The following is a 17,966-nucleotide window of genomic DNA, read 5'->3' on the forward strand; positions in this document are numbered from 1 at the left end:
CGCTCGTGCCGCGCGTGCTGGTGGTCGACGACGAGCCCGGGGTGCGGGCTGCGCTCACGCGGGGGCTCGGCGCCGAGGGCATGGACGTCGTCGCGGCCGGCGACGGTCCGACGGGCCTCGCCGAGGCGCTCGGCGGTGGGTTCGACGCGATCGTGCTGGACATCGTCATGCCCGGGCTCTCGGGCTACCGGGTGCTCGAGCGGCTGCGCGCGGAGGGCGACGAGACCCCGGTGCTGCTGCTCTCGGCCAAGGACGGCGAGGTCGACCAGGCCGACGGGCTCGACCTCGGCGCCGACGGGTACCTCGTCAAGCCCTTCTCCTTCGTCGTGCTGGTCGCGCAGCTCCGGGCGATGCTGCGCCGGCGGGCACCCGCGACCTCGACCCTGGTGCGGGGCCCGCTGCGCGTCGAGGAGCACGGGGCGACGTGGCACGAGCGCGAGCTCGGTCTCGCCCCGCGCGAGCTCGCCGTGCTGCACACGCTCGCGGCCCGGCCCGGGGCCGTCGTCACCAAGGACGAGCTGCTCGCCGCCGTGTGGGGCGACGGCGCCGCCGCACGCAACGTCGTCGAGGTCTACGTGGGCTACCTGCGGCGCAAGCTCGCGGCGGTCGGGGCGGACGGGCTCGTCGTGACCGAGCGCGGCCGCGGGTACCGGGTCGACCTGCCGTCGTGACGGCCCCCGATTCGAGCGAAGGGCCCCTTCGGTCGGGTAGATCGAGCGAGGGTGCCCTTCGGTCGACGGGGGGCGGGGCGCGCGGCACTGGCGAGGGGCGCCCTTCGGCGGGTAGATCGAGCGAGGGTGCCCTTCGGTCGGACCGGGGTGGTGGCGGGCTCGCCGGGTGGTGGGCCCGGCGGGCGCTGCGGACCCGGATCGCGCTCGGCGTCGGGCTCGTGGCGCTCGTGGTGCTGCTCGCCCTGTCGCGGCTCGGGGCGGGGTTGCTGCTGGACGCGGTGGTCGAGGCCGGCGACGGGGAGCTCCGGGACCGCGCGACGACCGCGCGGCAGGCGGTGATCGACGGCGGCCCGGTGCCGGTCGGGCTGCGGGTCACCGACGTCGCCGGGACCCCGGTCGACGGCCGCGGACCCGTCCCGCTCGCGGACCCCGCGGTCCGGGCGCTGGGCGCGGGCGAGCCCATCACGGTGACCGGGCCGGGCGAACCGCGGCGGTGGGTCGCGGTGCCGGTGACGCTGCCGGACGGCAGCCAGCGCCTGGTCCTCGCCTCGCGCGACCTCGTCGGCGCCGCCGCCCTGCTCGGGGGAGCCGCGGGGTGGTTCCTGCCTGGGGTCGTCGTCGCGGCGGCCGTGCTCGCGGGAGCGGCGTGGCTCGCGGCGGGTGCGGCGCTGCGTCCGGTCGGACGGCTGCGCGCGGCCGCGGCGGCCACGGGCGAGGGGGAGCGCCTGCCGGTGCCGCCGTCGCGCGACGAGCTGGCCGCGCTCGCCGTCGAGATCAACGCCCTGCTCGCCCGGCGCGACGACGCCGCCGACCGCCTGCGCCGTTTCTCCGACGACGCGGCGCACGAGCTGCGCTCGCCGATCGCCTCGCTCCGTGCGACGGCGGACGTGGCCGTCGCCTACCCGTCGTCGGGAAGCACGGAGGAGGACCGGGAGGCGTGGCGGACCGTGGCCCGTGACGCCGAGCGCCTGTCCGCCCTGGTCACCGACCTGCTCGCGCTCGCCCGCGCGGACGGCGGGGAGCGGGCGCCGACGGGGTCGGTGGACCTCGCGGCGGCGGTCACCGAGGCGGTGGGCCGGCAGGACGGGGAGGGGCCGGTCGTGACGACGTGGGTGCCCGTGGCGGTGCACGCGGCGGCGACCGCGGCCGAGGTCGGCCTGGTGCTGGACAACCTGCTCGGCAACGCCCGCAAGCACGCCCGGTCGGTGGTGCACGTGTCGGCGGTCCCGGCCGGGGCGTGGGTGCGGCTGATCGTCGACGACGACGGACCCGGCATCCCGGAGGCCGAACGCGCCCGGGTGTTCGACCGCTTCACCCGGGTCGAGGCGGCCGCGGGCGTCACCGGCTCGGGGCTGGGGCTGGCGCTGGTGGCCCGGCTGGTGGAGGGCCGGGGCGGGTCCGTCCGCGCGGCGGCCTCCCCGGACGGCGGGGCGCGTCTGGCCGTCCGCTGGCCCGCTGCTCGCTGACGCCTCTACCCTCCGCCCGGGAGATCGACTCGGCGTGTGGAGGCCGCGATGACGGGGACCGACCGGCAGGGCTACTACTCGCACGCCCAGCAGGGCGAGCACGAGTACTTCGACCTCGGCGGGTTCGTCCTGCAGTCGGGCTACACGCTGCCGAACGCGACGCTGGCCTACCGCACGCACGGGACGCTGAACGCGGTGAAGGACAACCTCGTCCTCTTCCCGCACATGTACTCCGGGACCCCGTCGTCGCTGGACGACTACATCGGGCCGGGGAAGCCGCTGGACACCGACGAGTACTTCGTCGTGTGCCCCGGGCAGCTCGGCGGCGGGCTGTCGAGCTCGCCGTCGAACACCCCCGCGCCGTTCGACCGCGGCCAGTTCCCCGCCGTTGCGATCGCCGACGACGTCCTCGCCCAGTACCGCCTGGTCAGCGAGCGCTTCGGGGTCGAGCAGCTGCACGCCGTGCTGGGCTGGTCGATGGGTGCGCAGCAGACCTACGAGTGGGCGGTGCGCTTCCCCGACATGGTGCCGCGCGCCGCCGCGTTCGCCGGGACCGCGAAGACCCCGGTGCACAACCAGGTCTTCATCGACCTGCACCTCGAGCTGCTGCGCTCCGACCCGGCGTTCGCCGACGGCTTCTACACCGACTCCGCCGACGTCCATCTCGGCCTGCGCCGGCACGCGATCGCCTTCTCGCTCGAGGGCTTCACGCACGAGTGGTACCGCGGCGAGCACTGGCGTGCGCTCGGGTTCGCCACCTCGAACGACTTCCGGCAGAGCTTCATCCGCGGCTACTTCGCCCCGATGGACCCGAACAACCTCATCACCCAGGCGAACAAGTGGTGGGCGGGCGACATCTCGCCGCACGCCGGTGGCTCGCTCCCCGCCGCTCTCGGCCGGATCACCGCGCACTTCTTCGTCGTGCCGTTCGGCGGGGACAGCTTCTTCCCGGTCGAGGACTGCGAGAACGAGGCCGGCCACCTCCCGCACGGCGAGCTCCGCGTGATCGACACGCCGGCCGGGCACTTCGCGATGTTCGGCCTGCGCCCGCAGGACACCGAGCGGATCAGCGCGGTGATGACGGAGATGCTGTCGAGTCCGGGCTACACGATCTGAGGCTCGACCAGCGCCGCCAGCCCGTCCAGCACGCGCGCCAGCCCGAAGGCCCACGCGTGGTCCGGGTGGCGCGCGCTGCGCTGCGCCTCGCCGGCGGCGGTGCCCACGCGGGCGGCCAGCGGGTAGGACGACGGGTCCATCACCGCCGCGAGCACCGGCCCCGCGCCGGCCCACCACGCCTCGTCGGTCTCCGGTGACGACCGCGCCTCAGCCCGCGCGGACGCCGTCACGAAGTCCAGGACGAAGGTCAGCGCGGCGTCGCGGTCGACGTCGGACAGCCCGCAGCCGTCGAAGGCGGCGAGCTCGTGCTCGTACTTGGCCATCGTCCCGGGACCCAGGACCGGCCGCGCCGGGTCGACGGCCGCCACCCACGGGTGCGCCCGGTGCAGCGCCCGGTTGTCCTCGGCGACCGCCGAGACCCGTTCCCGCCACCCGAGCCCGTCGAACCCGCGCCGGGCCATCGTCAGGACGGCGTGGTCGACGAGCAGCTCCAGCAGCTCCGCCCGACCGGGCACGTAGGTGTAGAGCGTCATCGGTGCGACGCCGAGCTCGCCGGCCAGGGCGCGCATCGTCAGGGGCTCGAGCCCGGACGCGTCGGCCAGCCGGGTCGCCGCCTGAACGATGGCGTCGACCGACAGCCCGCGCGAGGGCCCGCGGCGGGGTGGATGCGCCGTCCGCCAGAGCAGGGGGATCACACTTGCACTCACGTCGTACAGCTTACGGTGTACGCTGTATGGAGTGCGCATCACCGACACCGCCGTCAGCCTCGTCGTCCCCGACCCGGAGGCGTCCGCGCGCTTCCTCGTCGACCACTACGGCTTCACCGAGGCGATGAGCGCGCCCGGCTTCGCGTCGCTGACACGGGACGACGCGGGCGTGCACGTCGTCTACCTCGCGCCGGGCCTCGAGACGATGCCGCCCGAGCAGCGCGACGTGCTCGCGCAGGGGCTGATCCTGGCGTTCGTCGTCGACGACCTGGAGGGCGAGCTCGCGCGCCTGCAGTCCGAGGGCGTCGAGATCACGATGCCGCTGACGGTCGAGGAGTGGGGCGAGCGGGCGTTCCAGACCCGCGATCCCAACGGTGTGGTGGTCCAGCTCGTCGACTGGAACGGGCCGGGAGAGACAATGGCGGGATGACCGTCCCGACGATCACGCTCCACGAGACGCGCCCCGACGTCGAGCCCGGTCTGGGCGCGCTCCGGGGCTACCTCCGGGACATCCTCGGGCGCTTCGAGGGCCGGCCGGGCACCGACTCCGACGTCGACGCGTTCATGGCCGAGTACCCCGACGACGAGGGACTCGTCCCGCCCCAGGGCGTCTTCCTGCTCGCGACCGACCCCGACGGCACCGTCCTCGGCTGCGTCGGGCTGCGGTACCGCGGGCCGGACGTGCCGAGCGACGCGGCCGAGGTGAAGCGGATGTGGACCGCCCCGGCCGCGCGCGGGCTCGGCGTCGGGAAGATGCTGCTCGCCGAGGTGACGCGGCGGGCGCGCGAGGCCGGGCGGGCACGGCTCGTGCTCGACACCCGCGCGGACCTCATGGAGGCCCGCACGCTGTACGAGCGCGCGGGGTTCGTGGAGACCGAGTCGTACAACGAGAACCGGCACGCCCAGGTCTGGTACGCGCTGGACCTGCGGTGAAGCGGGTCGTCGCCACCCGGTACGTGACGCCGCTGCGCGAGGGCGGGTCGCTGCCCGGGCTGGTGGAGGCCGACGACCTCGGGACCTACGTCGTCAAGTTCACCGGTGCCGGGCAGGGCGTGAAGGCGCTCATCGCGGAGATCGTCGCGGGCGGGATCGGCCGGGCGCTGGGGCTGCGCGTGCCCGAGCTCGTCGTCGTGGAACTGGACCCGGTGGTGGCGCAGTCCGAGCCGGACTGGGAGGTCCAGGAGCTGCTCGCCCGCTCCGGCGGCGACAACCTCGGGATGGACTTCCTGCCCGGCGCTCTGGGGTTCGATCCGGTGGCGCACTCCGTCTCCGACGACGAGGCGTCCCGCATCCTGTGGTTCGACGCGTTCGTCGAGAACGTCGACCGCTCCTGGCGCAACCCCAACCTGCTGCGCTGGCACCGCGAGCTGTGGTGCATCGACCACGGCGCCTGCCTGTACTTCCACCACTCGTGGGCGCGCGCGGCATCGGTCGTCGGCCGCGCCTACGACGCGTCCGACCACGTGCTCCTGCCCTTCACGACGGCGGGTGGGCGGGCGGCGGCGGACGCGTCGCTCGCTGGTCTGGTGACGCGGTCGATGCTGGAGGAGGCCGTCGCCGAGGTGCCGGACGACTGGCTCGTCGGAGGCTTCGACAGCGACTTCCCGACGGCGGGTGAGGCGCGGGAGGCGTACGTCGAGCACCTGCTCGCGCGGGCCGCGGATCGGTCGTGGGCCCCGTGAACACGTACGAGTGGGCCCCGCTGCGGGTGGTCCCGCGCGTCGATCGGGGGGAGTGCCTGAACGTCGGCGTGCTGCTCTACTGCCGGCACGCCGTGGTGCTGACGATGCGACTCGCGCTGGACGGCGAGAGGTTGGCCGCTGTCTTCCCGGAGCTGGACGTCGACGAGGTGTCCGCCGCCGTGCGCGCCTGGCCGCGGACCGTCGCGGGGGAGGGCCCGGCGGGCGTGCTGTCGCCGGGGGAGCGGTTCCGGTGGCTCACGGCGCCGCGGTCGACGGTCGTCCAGGCCGGGCCCGTGCACACCGGTCTCACCGCCGACCCGGAGGCCGAGGTGGACCGCCTCCTGGCGCGCCTCGTGTAGCCGCCCCCTCCGTGTCAGCAGTGCGGCCATGCTGACGCTGGACGTCACAATCGCCGCAGGTACGGCTCACGAACGGCGGCGTGACTCGTACAAGTCCTCGAGGAACTCGGCGTACTCCTCGTCCGAGGAGAACGGGTCCTCCCATGGGAGCTGGCCGAGCGGGGGCAGCGGCTTCACCCCCTGCCGGCGGATGAGTTCCTCGGTCGGGACGAAGTCGGCGCCGTGCTCGGGCCTCGATGTGCTGGACATGCTCATCACCCCTCGGCCCCGAGCATGGCACGGGCGCGGACCTACTCGGGGGCGTTTCCCACGGCGCGGCGGCAGAACTCCAGGACCAGCGCCCACTGGAAGGCCCGCTGCGCATTGTCGGCCGCGCCGCCGTGACCGCCCTCGACGTTCTCGTAGTACTCCACGGGATGCCCGTACTCCCGCAGCCGCGCGACGAACTTCCGCGCGTGGCCCGGGTGGACGCGGTCGTCGCGGGTCGAGGTCGTCACCAGCAGCGCCGGGTACCGCGCGTCCGCCGAGAGGTGCTGGTAGGGCGAGTACTGCGAGATGAACGCCCAGTCGTCGGGGTTGTCCGGCTCCCCGTACTCCGCCTGCCACGAGGCCCCCGCGAGCAGCAGGTGGAACCGCCGCATGTCCAGCAGCGGCACCATCACCACGACCGCCCCGAACAGCTCCGGGTACCGCGTGATCATGACGCCCATGAGCAGCCCGCCGTTGGACCCGCCGTGGATCGCGAGCTGACCCGGCGTCGTGATCCCGCGCTCGACGAGGTCCCGTGCGACCGCCGCGAAGTCCTCGTACGCGCGGTGGCGGTGCTCGCGCAGGGCCGACGTGTGCCACTCCGGCCCGTACTCCCCGCCACCGCGGATGTTCGCGACGACGTACGTGCCGCCCTGCGAGATCCACCCCCGACCCATCACGCCGGAGTACGACGGCGTCAGCGAGATCTCGAAGCCGCCGTACCCGGTCATGAGCACCGGGCCCGACTCGGCGGAATCCTTCCCGACGACGAAGTAGGGCACCTTCGTGCCGTCGTCGGACGTCGCGAAGAACTGCCGGACGGTGACGCCGGTGGTGTCCCAGAACGATGGGGCGGAGCGCAGCGTCTCCAGCGGGGCGTCGTCGTCGGCGGTCGCGCCGAGCACGGTGCGCGCGAACGTCGAGGGCCGGGTGAAGCCGTCCGTGTCGAGGAAGATCTCGTCGGACTCGTCCGGGTCCGTCCCGACGACGGCGACCTCGGCGAACGCCTCCCCGGTCGGCAGTTCGCGCCGCGCCCAGTCGCCCGCGGCCCACTGCTCCGGTCCCGCCGGCGGGGTGAGCACCTCGAGGCGGGTCGCGACGTCCTCGAGCACCGTCAGGATGAGGTAGCTCTTCGTCCACGACCAGCCCGACAGCGATCGCGACGCCGTCGGCGCGAACAGCACCGTGTGCTCACGGGAGCCCGCGAGGAACCCCTCGACGTCGAACGCCAGCAGTGTGCCCGCCGCATACTCGGTGCCGGAGACCGTCCACGGCGAACGGGTCCGGACGAGCAGCCAGGCGCGGTCGATGTCGGTGTCCGCGTCGGCCGGCGCCTCGATCCTCACCCGGGACCCGTCCTCACGGAGCACGAACTCCTCGACGGTGTGGAAGTCGGGGCTGCGTCCGACCATCTCGCGCTCGAAGCCGCGGGTGCGGTCCTTGCCGGCGAACGCGGCGACGTCGGTCGCCTCCGCCTCGAAGACGACCGGCGCCTCGTCGACCGGCGTCCCGCGCGACCAGCGGCGCATCACCCGCGGGTAGCCGGACGTCGTCATGGAGCCGGGCCCGAGGTCGGTGCCGACGAACACGGTGTCGTCGTCGACCCACGAGATGCGGCTCTTGGCCTCGGGCAGCGTGAAGCCGCCCTCGTCCGCCGTCAGGAACCGCTTCTCCTCGATGTCGAACTCGCGGACCACGGTCGCGTCCGCGCCGCCGCGCGAGAGCTGGACCAGGGCCCGGGTGTAGTCCGGCCAGCGCGCGGACGCCCCGGCCCAGACCCAGTTCTCGTCCTCGTCGCGGGCGAGCGCGTCGACGTCGAGCAGCAGCTCCCAGGACGGGTCACCGGAGCGGTAGTCGTCCAGCGTCGTGCGCCGCCACAGGCCGCGGGGGTGCTCGCCGTCCTGCCAGAAGTTGTAGAGCAGCTCGCCCCGACGGCGGGTGTAGGGGATGCGGTCGTCGGAGTCCAGGACCGCGCGCAGCCCGTCGCGCAGATCGCCGAACCGCTCGGTGTCGGTGAGTCGCCCGAGGCTCTCGGCGTTGCGCTCGCGGACCCACGACAGGGCCTCGTCGCCGGTGACGTCCTCGAGCCAGAGGTACGGGTCGTCGGTCTCGGAGGCGTCAGCGGAGGAGGTCACCCGCCCAGTCTGCCGACCGCGACCGGATCATGCTCCCGGCGCACCGGTGGGGCTGTCCCGGCCACCTTGTCGCGGGGAGTCGACGTCGGCCGGCCACCTTGTCGTTGTGAATCAGAACGACAAGGCGGTCGGCGAGTGGATGTGGACCGCGATAAGGCGACGTCGTCAGCTCGTCGCTGTGATTCCCCGCGACGAGGCGTGGTCCGTGGCGCCAGTGCCGTCGGGACGAGCCCCCGTGCGGAGGAGCTCGCGCCATTCGGCCGGGCTCCAGTGCGCCGGCCCGGTGGAGGCCAGGAACTCCCGCAGGACCGCGACGAAGCGGACCGGGTCGGAGTGGAACGGGAAGTGCCCGGCACGCTCGAACACCTCGAGCCGGCTGCCGGGCATGGCCTCGTGGGCGGTGCGGCCGTGCTCGACCGGCACCACCATGTCGTCGGCGCCCCACACCAGCAGGGTGGGCATGCCGACGGTCAGGTAGCACCGGTCGAGCATCGTGACGACCTGCCCGCGCCAGTCGACGACCGCGCGCAGCGTGCGCAGGAAGGCCGAGCGGCTGGTGGTGTCGGGGAGGGCGTCGACGAGGCGGACGAGATCCTCCGCGTCGCGGCCGAGGCCGGTGTCGAGCTGTTGGAGCACGCGCAGCACCAGCTCGGTCTGGAACCGCACGCCGGGCCAGCCCAGCACGGGCAGCACGAGGTCGGCGAAGGGGAGCGAGGCGGCGCGCAGCGCGGGGGTGACCGAGCGGGCCACCCCGCCGGCGCCGACGAGCACGAGCCGTTCGGTGCGCTCGGGGTACTGGTAGGCGAACTGCATCGCGACCCCACCGCCGAGCGAGTGGCCGACCAGCGTGGCGCGGTCGACGTCGAGGACGGCGAGGAGATCGCGCATCCCGTTGGCGTAGGCGCCGATCGAGTAGTCGCCGCGGGGCTTGTCGGAGCCGCCGTGGCCGAGGAGGTCGGGGGCGATCACGGTGTGGTCGCGCGCGAGGTCGTCGAGCAGCGGGCCCCAGGTCGAGGAGTCGTCGCCGATCCCGTGGATCAGCAGCAGCACCGGCCCGGTCCCGGCCCGGCGGAAGGCCCGCCGGTAGCCGTGCACGACGCGGTACTGGAGGGCCCACCGTTCCCCGGCGACCCGGCGTGCGACCGGACCGGGGGACGGCGGGGCGGCCCCTCCTGCGAACAGGCCCAACACGCTGCGCTCCTCGGGATCGTCATCAGGGACGGTCGAGGGTAGGAGCGCGGTGTGACGGGCGCGTTGCGATCACGACGGCTCGTCGGTGGGCTCGTCCTCCGGAGAGTCCTCCGTGGACCCGTCCACCTCCGCGAGCAGCAGGTAGAGCCGGCGCCGGGCCTCGTCGAGGACCTTCGTCGCCTCGGTCACCTGCTCCGGTGACCCGACCTGGGCCACCTGGGCGACCGCCCCGGCGAGCCCACGGCCCGCCGTGCGCAGGTCGCCGAACCCGTCCTGGGCGCCGGCCTCGACCTGCGACCACACCGCGTCCAGCTCGGCGGCGTGCTCCTCGACGTAGGTGCGCCCCGTGTCGGTGAGGTGCACGACCGTGCGGCCCTCCGACTTCTCGGTCTGCACCAGCCCCTCGTCGGCCAGCTGGGAGACGGTCGGGTAGACCGACCCCGGGCTGGGCTTCCACGAGCCGCCCGAACGCTCGGCGATCTCCTGGATGATCTGGTAGCCGTGCCGCGACTCCTCGCGGAGCAGCGCGAGGATGGCCAGGCGCACGTCGCCGCGCGACCGCCGTCCCCGTCCGTGCCCGTGGTGACGACGACGCTCGTCGTCGGGACCCCACGGACCCGCGAACGGGCCACCGGGACCACGCCCGCCGCGTCCACGGCCACCGCCGGGACCCCCCGGGCCGAAGGGCGGCCCGAAGTCCATGCCGAAGGGGCCTCCGCCCCGTCGACGGGCGAAGCCGCGCGGACCGCCCGGCTCGCCGTGCTGGCCGGGGCCGCGCTGGCCCCGCTTGTGCGCCCACTCCGGGCGCTCATTGATGTCGAACATGTCGTTCGATCCTTTCGTTGACTACCGCCGACTGTCGGCGATGGCTCAACGATATATCGCGAACTGTTGCCTGGCAAGTCCCTCGAGGAGCAGGCTGTCGCACCATGCACATCCTGTTCGCGACGGCGCCCGGCCACGGCCTGACGCTGCCGGTGATCCCGCTGATGTGGGCGGCCCGGGCCGCGGGCCACGAGGTCCTGCTCGCCACGACGTCGGAGATGGCGGACGTCGGGGCGCGGGCCGGCCTGACGGTGGTCGACGTGTTCCCCGAGCGCGACGTGTGGGCCGACCTCATGGCCACGGTCCTGTCACCGGACGGCCCGGGCGAGGACGCGCCCGAGGAGTACCACCTCGCGGCCCGGGACCAGGGGCCGTTCTCCCTGTTCACGGCGACCATGACGAGGGGCACGGTCGAGGCCGCCCGTGCGTTCCGCCCCGATCTGGTCGTCCACACGTCCGACCACGCCGCCGGGCTGCTGACCGCCGCCGCCGTGGGCGCGGAGGTCCTCGAGGTCGGGAACCGCATCTCCTGGTCCATGCGCGACCTCGACTGGCGCGCCGGCCACGACGTCTTCGGCCGCGGCGAGGTGGTCGGGGTGATGCGGGCGAAGCTCGGGATCGGCGACGTCGAGCCGGTGCCCGTGGCCCGTCTCGACGTGCGGCCGCCGAGCATGGGCGGGTTGGCGGCGGGCCAGGAGCACCCCGACGAGCGCGACGGCGCGCCGTGGTGGCCGATGCGGTTCGTGCCGTACAACGGCGGCACGGTCGTGCCGGACTGGGCCACCCGTCGTCCGGAACGGGCGCGGGTCGCGGTGACGCTCGGGACGGTGGTCCCGGCGATGAGCGGGGTGTCCGGCCTCGCCGTGGTGCTCGAGGCGCTCGGCGGGATGGATGTCGAGGTCGTGCTCGCCGCCGGCACGGCCGACCTGTCCGGGCTCGGGACGCTGCCCGCGAACGTCCGCTCGGTGGGCTACCTGCCGCTCTCGGCGTTCCTCCCCGACTGCGCGGCGATCGTGCACCACGGCGGCTCGGGCACCACCGCGACGCCGCTGTTCTACGGGATCCCGCAGCTCGTGCTGCCGTCGTTCGCGGACAACCCGATGTCGGCGGCCCGGGTCGTCGAGCGCGGCGTCGGGCTCTCGCACGACCCGGCCGGGCTCGACGTCGCGACGGTGCAGGACGCGGTCGGCACGCTGCTCACCGACCCGTCGTTCCGCGCCGCCGCCACCGAGGTCGCCGCGGAGATGGCGACCCAGCCGAGCCCGGCCGCGGTGCTGGAGCGCGCGATCAGTGGAACTGCGCCCGCTCCACGGTGACCTCGAGGGCCTTCAGCAGCTCGCGGGCCGAGTCGAGCGAGAGCTCCACGGCGACCCGCGAGCCGGGCTCCCGGCCGAGGAAGTCGATGTTCACGGTGTGCGCGTCCGGGGCGTGGACCGGGTGGTCGTAGTACACGGTCGCCTCGCGCATCGACTGCCAGCCCTCGCGGGTCTTCCCGGACGACCGCTCGAGCGCGACCTTCTCGGTCGAGTAGGTGCACATCAGTTGCTCCCCACGACGTCGGTGACGAGGTGCCGGGCGAGGAAGGCCTCGACGCGCTGCCACCCGTCGACGGCGGCCTCCGGTCGGTAGGCCGGGCGGTCGACGGAGAAGAACGCGTGCCCGGCGCCGTCGTAGCGGTGGAACTCGTAGGTCTTGCCGTGCTCCTGGAGGAGCTTCTCCAGCTCGTCGACCTGCTCCGGCGAGGGGTAGGAGTCGTCGTTGCCGAACAGGCCGAGCAGCGGCGCCCCCAGCTCGGGGATCCGGTCGGCCAGCGGCGCGACCTGCAGCGGGAACCCCTCCGGCGGCGTCCCCACGACGAATGCGCCGTAGCAGTCGACCGCCGCCTGCACGTCGACCTCGATGCCGGTCAGCACCGCCTGGCGGCCGCCCGAGCAGTACCCGATCACGCCGACCGCGCCGGTCGCGTTGGCCAGGCTGCGCAGCCACCGGGCCGCGCCGGCGGCGTCGCCGGCGAAGCGCTCGTCGGGCACGCCACCCTGCGCGCGAGCCGTCGCGGCGGCGTCGTCGGGCTCGGCGTCCGGGGCCTCGCGGGTGTAGAGGTTCGGGCAGATCGCCGAGTAGCCCATCGTCGCGAATCGACGGGTGATCTCCTTCGACTCCCGGTCGTAGCCGGGCATGTGGTGGATCACGATCATCCCGGGGTGGGGCCCGGGGTCCAGCGGCCGTGCGGTGTAGGCCTCGATGAGCTCGTCACCGTGACCCCGGATGCCGATCGTCTCCGCGATGATCGCGTCGTAGCGCATCCCCGGATCACAGCACTTCGGAGACGGCGGTGCAGGGGCGGTGTCCGTTATCGCCGGTAGCGCGCCGGGCCGTCGTCGTACAGGTCGCCGCCGTGCAGGTCGTTGACGACGAGGGCCGGGAAGTCCGCGATGGTCAGCTTCCGGACGGCCTCGGCGCCCAGGTCCTCGTACGCCACGATCTCCGCCGCGGTGATGCACTGCGAGAGCAGGGCGGCGGTGCCCTCGATGGCCCCGAAGTACACGCAGCCGTGCTCGAGCATCGAGGCCTTCACCTCGGCGTTCCGCCGACCCTTCCCGATCATCGCGGCGAGGCCCCGTTCGACGAGCGCCGGGGAGTAGGCGTCGCACCGGCTCGCCGTCGTGGGGCCGGCGGACCCGATGACGTGCCCGGGCCGGGCCGGCGTCGGGCCGACGAAGTAGATCGTGGCGCCGTCGACGTCGACGGGGAGGTCCTCGCCGGCGTCGATCGCCTCGAGGAACCGGGCGTGCGCGGCGTCGCGGGCGGTGTAGACGGTGCCGCTCAACGTGACCGAGTCGCCGGAGTGCAGTGCGGCGGGGTCGGCCAGGGGCAGCCGGAGGTCCGTCACAGCGTCACGCTCCGGACCCGGTGGGAGTGGCAGTCCAGGTTGATCGCGACGGGGAATGCGGCGATGTGCGTGGGGTAGGCCTCGACGTGCACCGCGACCGTCGTGACGGTGCCGCCGAAGCCGGCGGGGCCGATGCCGGTCGCGTTGATCGCGTCGACGAGCTCGGCCTCGAGTTCCGCGAGCTTCGGGTCCGGGGACGGCGAGCCGGTCGGATCCCGCGTGAGCGCGCGCTTCGCCAGCACCGCGGCCCGGTCGAAGGTGCCGCCCATCCCGATCCCCACCGTCACCGGCGGACTCGCGCTCGGCCCCGCCTTCTCGATCGTCTCGACGACGAAGCGCTTCATGCCCTCGACGCCGGCGGCGGGCGTGAGCATCCGCAGCGCGCTCATGTTGTCGCACCCCGCGCCCTTGACCAGCAGCGTCAGCTCGATGCCGGCCCCGGGCACGAGGTCGTAGTGCACCATCGCCGGGGTGTTGTCGCCGGTGTTCACCCGGTCGACGGGGGAGCGGACCAGCGAGGCGCGCAGGTAGCCGTCGGAGTAGCCCTCGGCCACCCCGCGGTCGATCGCCTCCGCGAGCGAGCCACCGGTGAAGTGCACGTCCTGCCCGACCGTCAGGAACACGACGGCGTACCCCGTGTCCTGGCAGAAGGCGATCTGCTCGGCCGCCGAGACGCGCGCGTTCTCCAGCAGCCGGTCGAACACCTCGCGCCCGATCGGCGACTCCTCGGCGTCGCGGCCCCGCTGCAGCGCCGCGACGTGGTCGGCGCGCAGCTCGTGGTTGGCCTCGACGCAGAGCTTCCGGACGACCGCCTCGACCTCGGCCACGTCCACGGTGCGCACCTCACTCACCCGTGTGACCTCACCACAGCGTCCGCCGCACCGCACGGATTGACTCGGCCGGGCGCCGGGTCGGAGGCTGACCGGTCGTGGAGGCCGGATACGCGAGCGCGTTCCCGCGGGTGCTGCGGCGGTTCGCATTGTTCGCGATCGCCTTCTCGGTCGTCTCGATCACCACCGGCATCTTCGTCAACTACGCCTACGGCCTGACGACGCTCGGGCCGGCCGCGGTGTGGCTGTGGCCGGTGGCGGCCGTCGGGCAGGTGCTCGTGGTCCTGGTGCTCGCGGAGCTGGCCGGTCACATGCCGCTGGCCGGGGCGAACTACCAGTGGTCGGCGCGGCTGGTGAACACCGGCTTCGGGTACACCGTCGGCGCGCTCGGCCTGCTCTACGGCGCCGTCGGGCTGCCGGGCATCGCGCTCGTCGGGCTCGCGCCCCTGAGCGCGACGGTGCTCGGCCTCGACGCCGCGGACCCGCTGACCCTGCTCGTCATCGCCGTGGTGGCGCTGCTGCTCGCCTACGTGGTGAACATCGTGCGCGTCCAGCTCGCGGCGCGGGTCAACAACCTCGCGGTGTTCGCCGAGATCGCCGGGACGGTCGTGCTCTCGGTGCTGCTGCTCGTCCTGTGGGCGACCCACTCCGGCGCCACGCCCGACGGCGGGCACGGGCTCGCCTTCCTCGCCGTCACGAACCCGGGCACCCCGCTCGCCGACGCCATCGTCGGCGGCGCGCTGATCGGCATCTTCACGCTGGTGGGGTTCGAGGCGGCGGCGGACATGGCCGAGGAGGCCGTCGACGCCCGCCGCACCGTCCCACGGGCGATGGTCGTCGCGGCGCTCGTCTCCGGTGTGCTCGGCTGGGTGGCGCTCATCGGCTTCACGGTCGCGATCCCCGACCTCGGTGCCGTGGAGGCCTCGCCCGTCCCGCTCGCAGCGATCGCGACCTACTGGCTCGGACCCGTGCTCACCGACGTCTTCCTCGTGGTCGTCGTCTTCTCGATGTTCGCGCTGCTCGTGGTGGCCGCCGCGTCGAACTCGCGCCTGATCTTCGCCATGGCGAGGGACGGGCTGCTGCCGGCGTCCCGGGCGCTGCGCGGGGTGAACGCGCGGACGGCGACCCCGGTGGTCGCGCTGGTGGTGAGCTTCGTCGTCTGCCTCGTGCTGCTCGCCTACGGCACGCTCGACGGCGCGGCCTTCACGATCCTCGTCGGCGCGACGGCCCTCGTGCCGTACCTGGTCTACCTGCTCACCCTGGGCGGCTACCTCGCCCGTCGCCGGCGGCTCCGGGCCTCCGGGGACGGCGGGTTCTCCCTCGGTCGCGCGGCGCTGCCGGTGGCGGTGCTCGCGATGGCGTGGCTCGTGGTCGTCGTCGCGGCGCTGACGCTGCCCGACGCGTTCCGCGCCGCCGACTACGTCGTGCTGGGCGGGCTCGCCCTCACGGGGCTCTGGTACGTGGCGGTGCTGCGGCGCCGCCTGCGCGACGGGACGGCGGGGCTGCCGCAGGCACACCCGCCGTCGGGAACGGAGAAGTCCCTTGACCTGGCGTAACTGGGCGCGGAACCAGAGCACCGAGCCGGCCCGGCGCGTCGTCGCCCGCTCCACCGAGGACGTCGTCACGGCGGTCAAGGAGGCCGCGCGTGACGGGCTGCGGGTGAAGGCGACCGGCTCGGGCCACTCGTTCACCGCGATCGGCGCGCCCGAGGGGGTCGCGCTCGCGGTGCCGTCGCAGGGCGTCCCGGAGGTCCGCGAGATGCTCGCGACCGTCCCGGCCGGCATGACGATCCGCGCACTGAACGCCGCGCTGTGGGCGCAGGGTCTGGCGCTGCCCAACCTCGGCGACATCGACGCGCAGACCATCGCGGGCGCGGTCGCCACCGGCACGCACGGCACCGGCGCCCGGCACACCGGGATCGCGGCCCGCATCCGGGCGATGGCGATGGTGCTCGCCGACGGGTCGGTGATCACGGCGAGCCCGACGGAACACCCGGAGATCTTCCACCACGCGCGGATCGGGCTCGGAGCGCTCGGCGTCGTCACGGCGCTGACCCTGGAGTGCGTCCCCGCGTTCTCGCTGCACGCGCACGAGTCCGCGCGGCCGCTGGCGGAGGTGCTCGAGGGCTTCGACGAGCTGGCCGACGACCACGACCACGTCGAGTTCTACTGGTTCCCGCACACCGACGTCGCCGCGACGAAGATCAACGACCGCACCGACGCCACCGGCCCCACCCGGTCGAAGGCGGGGGCGTGGGTCGGTGACGAGCTGCTCGGCAACGGTGCCTTCGAGCTGGTGTGCCGGCTCGGCGCGGCGGCGCCGCGGGCGGTGCCGACGCTCAACCGGGTCATGGCGGGGCAGATGGCGAACGCGGAGTACGTCGACCGCTCCTACCGGGTGTTCACCAGCCCGCGGCGCGTCCGCTTCAAGGAGATGGAGTACGCGGTGCCGCGGGAGGCGCTGCGGGAGGCCCTGGACGGGGTGCGCGGCGCCGCCGCCCGGCACGGGGCGGACGTGACGTTCCCGGTCGAGGTGCGGGTGGCCGCGGCGGACGACCTCCCGCTGTCCACGGCGAGCGGCCGGGACTCCGCGTACGTCGCGGTGCACGTCCACCACGCGCGGCCGCACGAGCCGTATTTCGGCGCCGTCGAGGAGGTGATGACCGCGCTCGACGGGCGCCCGCACTGGGGCAAGCTGCACACGCGCACCGCGGCCGACCTGGCATCGTCGTACCCGGAGTTCCGCGACGTCGTCGCCCTGCGCGACCGCCTCGACCCCGAACGCCGCTTCGGCAACGCCCACCTCGAGAGGATCCTGGGTGCACCTGGCTGACCTGCAGACCCCCGCGCTCGTCGTCGACGCCGAGTCGCTCGAGGCGAACCTCGCCGCGATGGCCGCGCGGTGGCCGGGGGAGACGCTGCGCCCGCACGTCAAGGCGCACAAGACGACCGCCCTCGCGGCACGCCAGGAGGCCCACGGCGCCGTCGGGTTCACCTGCGCGACGATCCGCGAGGTCGAGGGCATGGCCGCGGCCGGGCTGGGGCGTGACCTGCTGCTCGCCAACGAGGTCCTCGACACCCGCCGGCTCGGTCGCGTGGTCGCCGACGGCGCCCGCGTGACCGTGGCCGTGGACTCCCCGGAGACGATCGCGGCCGCCGCCGCGGGCGGGGTCCGCGAGGTGCTGATCGACGTGAACGTCGGGATGCCGCGCTGCGGGTGCCGTCCGGAGGAAGCCGGTGCCCTGGCCGCGAGGGCCCGCACCGCCGGCCTGACGGTGCGGGGCGTCATGGGCTACGAGGGACACCTGCAGGCCTGGCCCGACCCCGAGGAGCGGGCCCGGCTCACCGACGAGGCCATGACCAGGCTCCGGGCGGCCCACGCCGAGGTCGGTGGGGACGTCATCTCCGGCGGTGGCACCGGGACCTCGGCGTGCAACCCGTGGGTCACCGAGATGCAGGCCGGGTCGTACGCGCTGATGGACTCGACCTACACGGCGGCCGGCGTGGGGTACGCGCAGGCGCTGCACGTGCTGGGCACCGTCGTCCACGTCTCGCCCGCGCGTCCGGACATGCCCGCCTACGCCGTGGCCGACGTCGGCCTGAAGGCGCTGGGGATGGACCACGGGAACCCGACGATCCCCGGGGCGCAGGTGTGGTTCTGCTCCGACGAGCACGTCACCTTCGCGCCGGACGACCCGGTGCGCGTGGGCGACCGCGTGCTCGTGGTCCCGGCGCACGTCGACCCCACCGTGGCCTACCACGAACGGATGCACCTGGTGGCCGACGAGGAGGTCCTGGAGACCTGGTCGGTCGATCTGCGCGGCTGGTAGGGCGAACTCCTCCTCC

The 17,966-nt window shown here is 74.0% G+C and carries 20 protein-coding genes; 11 read left to right on the forward strand and 9 right to left on the reverse strand.

Annotation, left to right across the window (positions count from 1 at the left end; all coding sequences use genetic code 11):
• Nucleotides 1–14: 14 nt before the first annotated feature.
• The 3 genes from QRT03_RS10690 to QRT03_RS10700 all read left to right on the forward strand — a co-directional run bounded on the left by QRT03_RS10690 (nt 15) and on the right by QRT03_RS10700 (nt 3,253).
• The gene (locus QRT03_RS10690; protein ID WP_286053347.1) at nt 15–671 is read left to right on the forward strand and encodes a response regulator transcription factor; all 657 of its coding nucleotides are present in this window, start codon (nt 15–17) and stop codon (nt 669–671) included.
• Between the two features lie 218 nt (nt 672–889).
• Nucleotides 890–2,137 carry a sensor histidine kinase gene (locus QRT03_RS10695; RefSeq protein ID WP_286052708.1) on the forward strand — a complete coding sequence of 416 codons (1,248 nt, stop codon included), beginning with the start codon at nt 890–892 and terminating at the stop codon, nt 2,135–2,137.
• 48 nt (nt 2,138–2,185) lie between these two features.
• The gene (locus tag QRT03_RS10700; RefSeq protein WP_286052709.1) at nt 2,186–3,253 is read left to right on the forward strand and encodes an alpha/beta fold hydrolase; all 1,068 of its coding nucleotides are present in this window, start codon (nt 2,186–2,188) and stop codon (nt 3,251–3,253) included.
• Here QRT03_RS10700 and QRT03_RS10705 read toward each other — a convergent pair.
• Complete coding sequence (locus tag QRT03_RS10705) at nt 3,241–3,960, reverse strand: TetR/AcrR family transcriptional regulator (RefSeq protein ID WP_286052710.1); 720 nt, start codon at nt 3,958–3,960, stop codon at nt 3,241–3,243. The genes QRT03_RS10700 and QRT03_RS10705 overlap by 13 nt on opposite strands.
• A gap of 31 nt (nt 3,961–3,991) precedes the next feature.
• On the opposite strand from QRT03_RS10705, the gene QRT03_RS10710 reads away from it, so the two are divergent.
• The 4 genes from QRT03_RS10710 to QRT03_RS10725 are packed head-to-tail and all read left to right on the forward strand — an operon-like array spanning nt 3,992 to nt 6,001.
• Entirely contained in the window at nt 3,992–4,390 is a 399-nt protein-coding gene (locus QRT03_RS10710) for a VOC family protein (protein ID WP_286052711.1), read from the forward strand.
• Entirely contained in the window at nt 4,387–4,893 is a 507-nt protein-coding gene (locus QRT03_RS10715) for a GNAT family N-acetyltransferase (protein WP_286052713.1), read from the forward strand. Before QRT03_RS10710 ends, QRT03_RS10715 begins: the two co-directional genes overlap by 4 nt.
• On the forward strand, nt 4,890–5,642 hold the full coding sequence (locus QRT03_RS10720; RefSeq protein ID WP_286052714.1) for a HipA family kinase: 753 nt from the start codon (nt 4,890–4,892) through the stop codon (nt 5,640–5,642). Before QRT03_RS10715 ends, QRT03_RS10720 begins: the two co-directional genes overlap by 4 nt.
• Nucleotides 5,639–6,001 carry a DUF3037 domain-containing protein gene (locus tag QRT03_RS10725; protein WP_286052715.1) on the forward strand — a complete coding sequence of 121 codons (363 nt, stop codon included), beginning with the start codon at nt 5,639–5,641 and terminating at the stop codon, nt 5,999–6,001. The genes QRT03_RS10720 and QRT03_RS10725 overlap by 4 nt, the downstream gene beginning before the upstream one ends.
• 66 nt (nt 6,002–6,067) lie before the next feature.
• On the opposite strand, the gene QRT03_RS10730 is transcribed toward QRT03_RS10725, so the two are convergent.
• From QRT03_RS10730 to QRT03_RS10745, 4 genes are all read right to left on the reverse strand, one after another.
• Entirely contained in the window at nt 6,068–6,250 is a 183-nt protein-coding gene (locus QRT03_RS10730) for a hypothetical protein (protein WP_286052716.1), read from the reverse strand.
• Nucleotides 6,251–6,291: 41 nt separating this feature from the next.
• Nucleotides 6,292–8,385, reverse strand: a complete 2,094-nt coding sequence (locus tag QRT03_RS10735; protein WP_286052717.1) for a prolyl oligopeptidase family serine peptidase — start codon at nt 8,383–8,385, stop codon at nt 6,292–6,294.
• A 165-nt stretch (nt 8,386–8,550) separates the two neighbouring features.
• Nucleotides 8,551–9,576, reverse strand: a complete 1,026-nt coding sequence (locus QRT03_RS10740; RefSeq protein ID WP_286052718.1) for an alpha/beta fold hydrolase — start codon at nt 9,574–9,576, stop codon at nt 8,551–8,553.
• A gap of 69 nt (nt 9,577–9,645) precedes the next feature.
• On the reverse strand, nt 9,646–10,401 hold the full coding sequence (locus QRT03_RS10745; protein WP_286052719.1) for a PadR family transcriptional regulator: 756 nt from the start codon (nt 10,399–10,401) through the stop codon (nt 9,646–9,648).
• Between the two features lie 104 nt (nt 10,402–10,505).
• On the opposite strand from QRT03_RS10745, the gene QRT03_RS10750 reads away from it, so the two are divergent.
• Complete coding sequence (locus QRT03_RS10750) at nt 10,506–11,717, forward strand: nucleotide disphospho-sugar-binding domain-containing protein (RefSeq protein ID WP_286052720.1); 1,212 nt, start codon at nt 10,506–10,508, stop codon at nt 11,715–11,717.
• Here QRT03_RS10750 and QRT03_RS10755 read toward each other — a convergent pair.
• From QRT03_RS10755 to QRT03_RS10770, 4 genes are read right to left on the reverse strand one after another with little or no spacing between them, the layout of a single operon-like run.
• The gene (locus QRT03_RS10755; protein ID WP_286052722.1) at nt 11,689–11,940 is read right to left on the reverse strand and encodes a DUF6295 family protein; all 252 of its coding nucleotides are present in this window, start codon (nt 11,938–11,940) and stop codon (nt 11,689–11,691) included. The two genes, QRT03_RS10750 and QRT03_RS10755, sit on opposite strands and share 29 nt — an antisense overlap.
• On the reverse strand, nt 11,940–12,704 hold the full coding sequence (locus QRT03_RS10760; protein WP_286052723.1) for a dienelactone hydrolase family protein: 765 nt from the start codon (nt 12,702–12,704) through the stop codon (nt 11,940–11,942). Before QRT03_RS10760 ends, QRT03_RS10755 begins: the two co-directional genes overlap by 1 nt.
• Before the next feature lie 47 nt (nt 12,705–12,751).
• The gene (locus tag QRT03_RS10765) at nt 12,752–13,291 is read right to left on the reverse strand and encodes a fumarate hydratase C-terminal domain-containing protein (RefSeq protein WP_286052724.1); all 540 of its coding nucleotides are present in this window, start codon (nt 13,289–13,291) and stop codon (nt 12,752–12,754) included.
• On the reverse strand, nt 13,288–14,142 hold the full coding sequence (locus QRT03_RS10770; RefSeq protein WP_286052725.1) for a fumarate hydratase: 855 nt from the start codon (nt 14,140–14,142) through the stop codon (nt 13,288–13,290). The genes QRT03_RS10765 and QRT03_RS10770 overlap by 4 nt, the downstream gene beginning before the upstream one ends.
• A gap of 77 nt (nt 14,143–14,219) precedes the next feature.
• Here QRT03_RS10770 and QRT03_RS10775 point away from each other — a divergent pair, with 77 nt between their 5' ends.
• Genes QRT03_RS10775 through QRT03_RS10785 form a run of 3 tightly spaced genes read left to right on the forward strand, consistent with a single transcriptional unit; the run spans nt 14,220 to nt 17,950 of the window.
• Nucleotides 14,220–15,677 carry an APC family permease gene (locus QRT03_RS10775; protein WP_286052726.1) on the forward strand — a complete coding sequence of 486 codons (1,458 nt, stop codon included), beginning with the start codon at nt 14,220–14,222 and terminating at the stop codon, nt 15,675–15,677.
• Nucleotides 15,664–16,953, forward strand: coding sequence for a D-arabinono-1,4-lactone oxidase (locus QRT03_RS10780; protein ID WP_286052727.1), 1,290 nt, complete (start codon nt 15,664–15,666; stop codon nt 16,951–16,953). Before QRT03_RS10775 ends, QRT03_RS10780 begins: the two co-directional genes overlap by 14 nt.
• Complete coding sequence (locus tag QRT03_RS10785; RefSeq protein ID WP_286052729.1) at nt 16,940–17,950, forward strand: alanine racemase; 1,011 nt, start codon at nt 16,940–16,942, stop codon at nt 17,948–17,950. The genes QRT03_RS10780 and QRT03_RS10785 overlap by 14 nt, the downstream gene beginning before the upstream one ends.
• The last annotated feature ends 16 nt before the right edge of the window (nt 17,951–17,966 follow it).

This window comes from Actinomycetospora termitidis, assembly GCF_030286555.1.
In the GTDB taxonomy this organism is placed as follows: Bacteria; Actinomycetota; Actinomycetes; order Mycobacteriales; family Pseudonocardiaceae; genus Actinomycetospora; species Actinomycetospora termitidis.

Coding starts and splice junctions, on each gene's coding strand:
- QRT03_RS10730 (WP_286052716.1), bottom strand. CDS start 6,250: ATGTCCAGCACATCGAGGCCCGAGCACGGCGCCGACTTCGTCCCGACC.
- QRT03_RS10745 (WP_286052719.1), bottom strand. CDS start 10,401: ATGTTCGACATCAATGAGCGCCCGGAGTGGGCGCACAAGCGGGGCCAG.
- QRT03_RS10700 (WP_286052709.1), top strand. CDS start 2,186: ATGACGGGGACCGACCGGCAGGGCTACTACTCGCACGCCCAGCAGGGC.
- QRT03_RS10750 (WP_286052720.1), top strand. CDS start 10,506: ATGCACATCCTGTTCGCGACGGCGCCCGGCCACGGCCTGACGCTGCCG.
- QRT03_RS10760 (WP_286052723.1), bottom strand. CDS start 12,704: ATGCGCTACGACGCGATCATCGCGGAGACGATCGGCATCCGGGGTCAC.
- QRT03_RS10755 (WP_286052722.1), bottom strand. CDS start 11,940: ATGTGCACCTACTCGACCGAGAAGGTCGCGCTCGAGCGGTCGTCCGGG.
- QRT03_RS10715 (WP_286052713.1), top strand. CDS start 4,387: ATGACCGTCCCGACGATCACGCTCCACGAGACGCGCCCCGACGTCGAG.